The 8,958-nt window shown below is 37.9% G+C and carries 10 protein-coding genes and 1 rRNA gene; 9 read left to right on the top strand and 2 right to left on the bottom strand.

Annotation, left to right across the window (positions count from 1 at the left end):
- Positions 1–62: 62 nt before the first annotated feature.
- The 5 genes from liaF to JX304_RS00420 are packed head-to-tail and all read left to right on the top strand — an operon-like array spanning position 63 to position 4,211.
- On the top strand, positions 63–758 hold the full coding sequence (gene liaF, locus JX304_RS00400) for a cell wall-active antibiotics response protein LiaF (RefSeq protein WP_205010767.1): 696 nt from the start codon (positions 63–65) through the stop codon (positions 756–758).
- A complete protein-coding gene (locus JX304_RS00405; protein WP_205010768.1) occupies positions 755–1,771 on the top strand; it encodes a sensor histidine kinase in 1,017 nt (338 codons plus the stop codon). The genes liaF and JX304_RS00405 overlap by 4 nt, the downstream gene beginning before the upstream one ends.
- A complete protein-coding gene (locus tag JX304_RS00410; protein WP_205010769.1) occupies positions 1,768–2,400 on the top strand; it encodes a response regulator transcription factor in 633 nt (210 codons plus the stop codon). The genes JX304_RS00405 and JX304_RS00410 overlap by 4 nt, the downstream gene beginning before the upstream one ends.
- 43 nt (positions 2,401–2,443) lie before the next feature.
- Positions 2,444–3,844 carry a bifunctional Cof-type HAD-IIB family hydrolase/peptidylprolyl isomerase gene (locus JX304_RS00415; protein WP_205010770.1) on the top strand — a complete coding sequence of 467 codons (1,401 nt, stop codon included), beginning with the start codon at positions 2,444–2,446 and terminating at the stop codon, positions 3,842–3,844.
- Between the two features lies 1 nt (position 3,845).
- Positions 3,846–4,211 carry a S1 RNA-binding domain-containing protein gene (locus JX304_RS00420; protein WP_205010771.1) on the top strand — a complete coding sequence of 122 codons (366 nt, stop codon included), beginning with the start codon at positions 3,846–3,848 and terminating at the stop codon, positions 4,209–4,211.
- 49 nt (positions 4,212–4,260) lie between these two features.
- On the opposite strand, the gene cysK is transcribed toward JX304_RS00420, so the two are convergent.
- Together cysK and JX304_RS00430 are read right to left on the bottom strand one after the other, a co-directional pair.
- Positions 4,261–5,184 (bottom strand): cysteine synthase A, encoded by a 924-nt coding sequence (gene cysK, locus JX304_RS00425; protein ID WP_205010772.1) that lies wholly within the window; start codon positions 5,182–5,184, stop codon positions 4,261–4,263.
- Between the two features lie 123 nt (positions 5,185–5,307).
- Positions 5,308–5,949, bottom strand: coding sequence for a YigZ family protein (locus JX304_RS00430; RefSeq protein ID WP_205010773.1), 642 nt, complete (start codon positions 5,947–5,949; stop codon positions 5,308–5,310).
- A gap of 55 nt (positions 5,950–6,004) precedes the next feature.
- On the opposite strand from JX304_RS00430, the gene JX304_RS00435 reads away from it, so the two are divergent.
- The 4 genes from JX304_RS00435 to JX304_RS00450 all read left to right on the top strand — a co-directional run.
- A complete protein-coding gene (locus tag JX304_RS00435; protein WP_205010774.1) occupies positions 6,005–7,303 on the top strand; it encodes a DEAD/DEAH box helicase in 1,299 nt (432 codons plus the stop codon).
- Complete coding sequence (locus JX304_RS00440; protein ID WP_205010775.1) at positions 7,300–7,965, top strand: ComF family protein; 666 nt, start codon at positions 7,300–7,302, stop codon at positions 7,963–7,965. Before JX304_RS00435 ends, JX304_RS00440 begins: the two co-directional genes overlap by 4 nt.
- A gap of 81 nt (positions 7,966–8,046) precedes the next feature.
- Positions 8,047–8,589 carry a ribosome hibernation-promoting factor, HPF/YfiA family gene (hpf, locus tag JX304_RS00445; protein ID WP_205010776.1) on the top strand — a complete coding sequence of 181 codons (543 nt, stop codon included), beginning with the start codon at positions 8,047–8,049 and terminating at the stop codon, positions 8,587–8,589.
- Positions 8,590–8,886: 297 nt separating this feature from the next.
- A 16S ribosomal RNA gene (locus JX304_RS00450) occupies positions 8,887–8,958 on the top strand; the annotation flags it as partial.

An 8,958-nucleotide genomic window follows, 5' to 3' on the forward strand; every position in this document is an offset into this window, starting at 1 on the left:
CAACCACAGACGGAAGTCAAATGAGGAAAAATTTGATAAAATAGGAAAAGATGAGGTAGACTATGTGGAAAATACAAATTTTTATTTTCGTTGAAGCCATTTTGTTAACATTAGCAGCGATCACTATTTTATCAATCGATTTTTCCAGATTTGTTGTCTTGATGGTCCTCTTTTTGCTCCTTTTGTATTACTATTTTGGCAAACAAAAAGCGAATTTTCTATTAATCGCACTGAGTGTGCTCTTATTTTTTATCGTGATGCTGAATCCTTTCGTGATTGCAGCCATTTTATTTGCGGTGGTTTATGGTTTATTGATCGCCTACCCTTATATGTATAAGGAAAATGAAGCCGTTGTGTTTGATGTTGAAGAGGATACGAAAATTCGTCAGGAAAAAACTAGATGGATTGGTGATTTACAACATTTTTCAAAGCAAAGTCGAGGGTATCGAGATCTGAATGTGATCCGAGTTTTTGGGAATGACACCCTCCATTTAGAGGAGGTAGCCATTTGCAATTGGGACAATGTGGTGATCATCCGGAAAGGTTTTGGACATACTAAAATTATCTTACCGATTGATTTAGAGTTGCATTTGCAAATTAACACCCTTTATGGAGATCTGAAGTTTTTGGATCTTCCTGTCCGTAAAATTAGGAATGAAACCATAGACATTGAAACGGCACATTATCGGAGATCGCACCGTTCTATAAAAATTGTCTTAGTTGGTGTTGTTGGGGATGTTGAGGTGATTCACGCATGAAGAAATTAGACTATCTCCTCTTGTACTTCTATTCCCTAATGGTGGTTGCGGTCATTTGTCATACTATTTTCCATTTTGTTGGTTTTCAGTGGGGCAAACTTCTCTCAGATATTTCCTTGCTTCAATCATTCCTATTTTTTGTATTTAGTCTGACGCTTGCATTGACAGCTTTGGTTATCTTAATTATCAAAATCACGCAATTTGTAACGGTCCATGCAGTCCAACAAAAGGTAGAAGCGATCCTAACCGCTTCACAGCGAAAAGAAATTGCCCCCAAAGAATTGAATCAACAGTTAGATTTATTGGACAGCAAATTGCATCGACTAGAAGAAAATTTACAAAAAAGTGAAAATCGTGTGATGCGAAATGAGGAAGAAATTGTGGAAATCGAGCGTAAGAGAATTGCTCGTGATTTACATGACACGGTCAGTCAAGAACTATTTGCAGCCAATATGATTTTGTCTGGAGTGGCGGCTCAGGTTCTTGAGTTAGAGAAAAATCAGATTGAGCAACAACTAAATGGTGTATCGGATATTCTAGGGACAGCACAAAATGATTTACGGGTCTTGCTCTTACACTTACGGCCTACAGAGTTGGAAGGGAAAAGCCTGGTAGAAGGGATGGAGATGATTTTTAGGGAACTAAAAGAAAAAAGTAACCTAACCGTTCTCTTCCATCACAATGAAGTGAGCATTCCAAAAGATATGGAAGAACATCTCTTTCGGATCGTCCAAGAAATTGTCAGCAATACCTTAAAACACGCTAGAGCTCAACAAATGGATGTCTTTTTGCATCAGGAAAGAAAACAACTTCATTTACGGATGGTAGATGATGGAATCGGCTTTGAGCAGGAAAAATTAGAACGATTGAGTTATGGGTTGAAAAATATTCAAGAACGTGTAGAAGACATGGCGGGAACCATTAAAATAAGAACGAGTCCTCAAAAGGGAGTGGCTGTAGATATTCGTGTTCCCCTCCTTGTAAAAGATAAAAATGAAAAGGAAACTGTATGAAAGTATTATTAGTTGATGACCATGAAATGGTCCGATTGGGATTGAAAAGCTTTTTGTCCATGCAAACCGATATCAAGCAAGTCTTAGAAGCGCAAAATGGACAAGAAGGGGTGGAATTGGCGCTGAAAGAAAGGCCAGATGTCATTATCATGGATATTGTTATGCCAGAGCTAAATGGGATCGATGCAACTTTAGCTATCCTTAAAGAGTGGGCAGATGCTAAAATTGTCATTTTAACGTCTTATTTAGATAACGAAAAGATTTACCCGGTCTTAGATGCAGGTGCAAAAGGGTATATCTTAAAGACTTCGTCAGCAACTGAGATCTTACAGGCTGTCCGAAAGGTTGCAAAGGGAGAATTTGCGATTGAGACAGAAGTTAGTCAAAAGGTTGAGTCACGAAAGAACCATGCTGAATTGCATGATGATTTGACAGCTAGAGAGCGAGATATTCTGGCTTTATTGACCAAAGGATATGAAAATCAACGAATAGCAGATGAACTCTTCATTTCTTTAAAAACAGTGAAGACCCATGTCTCTAACATCTTATCAAAACTAGAAGTCAGCGATCGGACGCAAGCAGTCGTCTATGCCTTTCGACACCATCTGGTGAATCAAGAAGATTTTTAAAGTGAAACATGCTATAATAGAGCAAGAAAAAAGGGGGAGACAAGTGGACGCAAAATTACGTTATAAAGCAAAAAAAGTAAAAATTGTCTTTTTTGACATTGACGATACATTACGTGCAAAAGAAACTGGATTGATCCCAGAATCTGTCAAAGATGTCTTTCATCAGTTGAAAGTAAAAGGAATCTTAACAGGGATTGCAACCGGCAGAGGGATTTTTGGGGTTGTTCCTGAAATCATGGACTTAAAGCCTGATTTTCTAGTAACTTTAAACGGTGCCTATATAGAAGATTCAAAAGGAACAGTCATTTACCAGTCCCCAATCAATGAAGCAATCGTTTCTTCTTTTGTGGATTGGGCCAAAGAATCCGAGATTGATTATGGGTTAGTGGCTAGTCATCAAGCCGCCCTGTCCAATCGGACACCTTTGATCAGTGATGCTATTGACATTATTTATCCCAACTTACCAGTAGATCCAGATCTGCATTTGAAAGAACCTATTTTCCAAATGTGGACCTTTGATGAACAGGATAGTGAGCTAGAGTTGCCCCCTTCTTTACAAGAGGACTTGCGTCTAGTTTCGTGGCATCCCCATTCGTCAGATGTTGTTCGCTATGAAGCTTCAAAAGCTTCAGGAGTTTCTCATCTTGTAAATCATTTGTGCTTGAAGCCAGAGAATGTTTTAGTATTTGGTGATGGATTAAATGATGTAGAACTGTTTGATTATGCTGGAATTAGTATCGCAATGGGAAAATCTGCCCCAGAGTTACAAGAAAAAGCTGATTATATCACTAAGAATTTAGAAGAAGATGGCATATTCTATGCCTTAGAGGAGTTAAATATGGTTGAAAAAGAATTGACGCTACCACAGTTAGAACTTGCTACAGTTGATGGTCCTGTTGCTGTAATCAAAACCAATCACGGTGAGATGAACATTCAATTGTTCCCAGATCAAGCGCCAAAAACAGTTGCAAACTTTGTAGCTCTTGCGAAGTCAGGCTATTATGATGGTGTCATTTTCCATCGGATTATTAAAGATTTCATGATCCAAGGGGGAGATCCTACTGGTACAGGTATGGGTGGTGAATCCATCTATGGTGAGAGCTTCGAAGACGAATTTTCAAAAGAATTGTACAATATTCGCGGAGCCCTTTCGATGGCAAATGCTGGACCAAACACAAATGGCAGCCAATTCTTTATTGTACAAAATCAACATCTCCCATATTCGAAAAAGGAATTGGTCCGCGGTGGCTGGCCTGAAAAAATTGCGGAAATCTATACGACAGAGGGAGGAACTCCTCATCTAGATCAACGCCATACCGTATTTGGACAATTGATGGATGAAGCTTCATTTGTGGTATTGGATGAGATTGCGGCTGTTGAGACAGGTATGATGGATAAGCCAGTAGAAGATGTCGTGATTGAAACCGTCGAAATTGAGGACTAAAATGAAAATTGGAGATAAGTTAGAAGGAACCATTACAGGCATTCAACCTTATGGAGCCTTTGTTGAACTAGAGTCGGGTGTCACAGGCTTGATTCATATCTCAGAGATTCGAAGTGGCTATGTAAGCAATATTCATGATATTCTTTCGGTTGGAGAGAAAGTCTTTGTCCAAGTCATCGATGTTGATGAATATTCTAAGAAAGCCAGTCTCTCATTGAGAACCTTAGAAGACACACCGCAACGAAGTATTCGACACCATCGTTTTTCAAATGACCGCCACAAAAGTGGTTTTGCTCCCTTAGCTCAACAGATGCCGACCTGGGTCAAAGAAGGAAAAGCATTCTTTAGCAAACAGGAAAAAAAATAAAAACTTCGGTAGGTTAATAAAACCTACCGAAGTTTTTTGATATAGAGAATTATTCAAATTCGTAAAGAGCAGTAGAAAGGTAACGTTCACCATTATCTGGTGCAAGAGCAAGAACTTTTTTACCGCTACCCAATTCTTTTGCGACTTCAATAGCAGCATAGATAGCAGCTGCGCTTGAGATACCGACTAGGAATCCTTCAGCTCCACCAATAGCGCGTGCAAGTTCGAAAGCTTCTTCTGAAGATACGCGACGAACACCATCATATGCGTTAGTATCTAAAGTGTTTGGAATAAAACCAGCTGAAATCCCTTGGATTTTATGTGGTCCAGGTTTTTCACCAGAAAGGACCGCAGATTCATTGGCCTCAACAGCATAGACTTTGACAGCAGGATTATTCTTTTTCAAAGTATGAGAAATACCAGAAACAGTACCACCAGTACCAACACCTGCGACAAAAGCATCTAAACCATCTTTTCCAAAGGCATCAACGATTTCTTGTCCTGTTGTTCTTTCATGTACCTCTGGGTTAGCAGGGTTTTCAAATTGAAGAGGAAGGAAGCCATTTCTTTCTGCAGCGATTGCTTCAGCTTTAGCGATGGCACCTTTCATTCCTTCACTTCCAGGAGTCAAAACGAGTTCAGCTCCATAGGCTTGGATGATTTTACGACGTTCCACACTCATGGTTTCAGGCATGACAATCACAACTTTATAGCCTTTCGCTGCACCAACCCATGACAACCCAATCCCAGTGTTTCCACTAGTTGCTTCGACAATTGTATCACCTGGTTTGATCAAGCCATCTGCTTCAGCTTTTTCAATCATGCTCAAAGCGATCCGGTCTTTAACCGATGATCCAGGGTTGAAGGCTTCGAGTTTAACATAGACATCTGCAGCTCCTTCAGGAACAAGACGGTTCAATTTGACAATCGGAGTGTTCCCAATCAATTCTGTAATATTTTCATAAATAGCCATAATATACCTCAGTTCTAGGTTTTCTTGATACTAACAAGTATAGTCTCTTGTGGGAAGAATGTAAAATATAGAAATTTTATGGGTGTGATAAAAAAAAACTATCGTAGCCGATAGTATTTTTAATTATTCTTCTACAGAAAGTAGGGGTACTTCAACTTCACGAATCCCTTGCTCTTCTATAAGGACTTTGCCATTGTAAAATTCGACTAAAGCTGCTGTGATCGAACTTGTGTTTTCTTTATCCACAAAAATCGTTGTCGTCACCTGATCGGTAAACAGTGGACCTTGTTCCGCCAATTGATGGTCTTTTAAGAAATTAGCAAATTCTTGGTATTGGGAATAAGAAAGTGTGATCCCAAGAACCACTTGCTCTTTGATTTCTACCAGCCCAATCTCTCGAACTGCTTGTGCAACACTGCCAGCATAAGCGCGAATCAGACCGCCAGCCCCTAATTTAATACCTCCAAAATAGCGGGTAACTACGACGCAACTATTAGTGATGTGATGATGTTCCAGTACTCCTAACATCGGTACCCCAGCTGTTCCGCTAGGTTCGCCATCGTCACTGGTCCTTTTGATATCACTTTGTTCTCCAATGATAAAAGCAGAGCAGTTATGTGTAGCCTTATAGTGTTCCTTTTTGATGGAATTGATAAAATCTCTAGCTTCCTCTTCAGAGGAGACTCTCTTGACATGACAAATGAATGTTGATTTTTTGATTTCTTCTTGAACCGTACCGTCCTCTTTAAATGTAACATATTCCATATTCTTATTTTACAAAAAAAGAATGATTTTCTCCAACTTTTGCGAATTAATAAGTATGAAGATAGAAGATTCTTATGGACGGCTCATAACGGAGAGTCAAATGACAAATGATCTAAAAGAAATTGCCCAAGAACTTCCTACTATAGAAAAACAAAATGGAAGGTACCAATGTTTTCGATGTGGCAGTATGATTGATCAAAAACTTTGGAAGTTGAGTGAAGAGGTACTGTATTGTAGAGCCTGTATCCAATTGGGAAGGATCCGCAGTGATCAAAGACTTTATGCTATTGCACAGCAAGACTTTGAAGGCCAAGAGGTGTTAAACTGGAAAGGAACATTAACATCATACCAACAAGAGGTATCTGACGGACTGATCCAAGCAGTTAAAGAGAAACGGAATGCTTTGGTCCATGCTGTGACAGGTGCCGGAAAAACAGAAATGATGTACCAAGTTGTAGCAAACGCAATCAAGAATGGTAAAGCAGTTTGTATTGCTACCCCAAGAATCGATGTGTGTATAGAATTGTACGGAAGGATGAAGGGAGATTTTTCCTGCCCCATCTCTTTGCTTCATGGAGAATCAGAACCCTATTTTAGAACGCCCTTGGTGATCGCTACAACTCACCAATTGCTAAAGTTTTATCAGGCCTTTGATCTCCTAATTATAGATGAAGTAGATGCTTTTCCCTATGTGGACAATCCAATGTTATATAAAGCAACTCAGAATGCAATTAAAAAAGAGGGGAACACCCTTTTTTTGACAGCAACCTCTACAGATGAGTTAGATAAAAAGGTCAAGAAAAAAGAAATCATTCGTTATAGTCTTCCAAGAAGATTTCATGGGAACCCGCTAGTGGTCCCTGAAATAAAATGGGTGCCGAAAATTAGAGAAAAAATAGAAAAAGGAAGAATCCCTTACGAACTATTGCAACTGATTAAGAAACAAAGACAGACTCACTACCCATTGTTAATCTTTGTATCTGAAATAGAATTAGGACAACAATTAACTGAGAACTTAAAAAAATACTTTCCCAAAGAAACAGTAGGTTTTGTATCCTCACAGACAACAGACCGTCTACGAATGGTAGAAGAGTTTAGAAACAGAGCCATAACCATGCTAGTCTCTACAACAATTTTAGAAAGAGGAGTGACTTTTCCGTTTGTAGATGTCTTTGTTTTAGAAAGTAATCACAAATTATTTACTAAAAGTGCTCTCGTACAAATTTCAGGAAGAGTCGGTCGAAGTAAAGAAAGACCAACAGGTAAACTACTTTTTCTATCAGATGGAATAACACGAGAAATGAAGAAAGCGATCAAAGAAATAAAGGAAATGAATCAGGAGGCTGGATTTTGAAAGAATGCTTGCTTTGTACTAAAGAGTTGAAAACTGGTGAACATTTCACAGACCTTATTTTTATGAATCAACAAGAAGAATGGATTTGTAAAGAATGCAAAGAAGACTTCGAACAAATTGGCGAAATCCATTGTCCTAGATGTTATAAAGATAAAGAGGAGAAAGTATGTAAAGATTGCGAATACTGGATACAAAAGGGGAATATAGTCGAACATGAAGCATTATATAAATATAATGCAGCAATGAAGGACTATTTCAGGAGATATAAATTTGAAGGAGATCGTTTATTAGGAATGGTATTTGGATGTGACATCAAAAAAGCCTTGAAAAAGTATAAAAGCTATACGATAATACCAACTCCAATCAGCCATGAAAAAAATCAGAAGAGAGGATTCAATCAAGTATCGACTATACTAGATTTTGCAGAGATAAAGTACAACAGTCTATTCCAAAAAGAAGACACTTTAGCCCAATCAAAAAAAACAAGAGAAGAAAGATTAAAAACCTCTCAGCACTTTCAATTAAAAGGAGAAATTTCAGAAAAGCAGAAATATCTAATCATCGATGATATCTACACAACGGGCAAAACAATCGAATTAATGAAGCGCCTACTAATTGAAAAAGGTGTGAAAGAAATAAAGACATTTTCAATAGCAAGGTAAAAAAAGATTTGCAAAAAGTATGTGAAAGCGTTATAATATACATATAAATAAAAACATAATGTTTAGAAAGTAGGTACTAATATGATTAAATATAGTATCCGTGGTGAAAACCTAGAAGTAACAGAAGCCATTCGCGACTATGTCGTTTCTAAACTCGAAAAGATTGAAAAATATTTTCAGGCAGCTCAAGAGCTGGATGCTCGAGTAAACTTAAAAGTTTACCGTGAAAAAACCGCAAAAGTAGAAGTAACCATTCCACTCGGATCTATAACACTGCGTGCAGAAGATGTCTCTCAAGATATGTACGGTTCAATTGATCTGGTTGTAGATAAAATCGAACGCCAAATTCGTAAAAATAAAACAAAAATCGAAAAGAAAAATCGTGTTAAATCTGGTGCAAGTAAATTATTCACTGATGCAGTTGTAGAAGAAGCAGCAACTACAGAAAAAGTTGTTCGCTCAAAAACAATTGATCTAGAACCAATGGATTTAGATGAAGCAATCCTTCAAATGGATCTATTAGCTCACGACTTCTTCATTTATCGTGATGCAGAAGACAACACAACCAATGTTATCTACCGTAGAGAAGATGGAGATATCGGTCTATTGGAAGTAAAAGAATAGAGATTTAAAAAAATCAAATAATTATAGAAGAATCAGGAGTATTTAAGCTCCTGATTTTTATCTAAACCAAGGAAGTAAAAATATTTTTTAATAAAACAAAATATTTTTTAAAAAAGTGTTGACAGTTAGTGTAGGACATGATATACTAATATAGTTGTCGCGAGAGAGCGACAAAGACCTTTGAAAACTGAACAAGACGAACCAATGTGCAGGGCACTATAACGGAAGTTATAGTACTGAACAATAAAGAAACAATAAATCTGTCAGTGACAGAATGAGTTTAAGACAAACTATTATTTTAATGAGAGTTTGATCCTGGCTCAGGATGAACGCTGGCGGCGTGCCTAATACATGCAAGTAGAACGCTGA

The organism is Streptococcus parasanguinis (assembly GCF_901875555.1).
GTDB lineage: Bacteria > Bacillota > Bacilli > Lactobacillales > Streptococcaceae > Streptococcus > Streptococcus parasanguinis_H.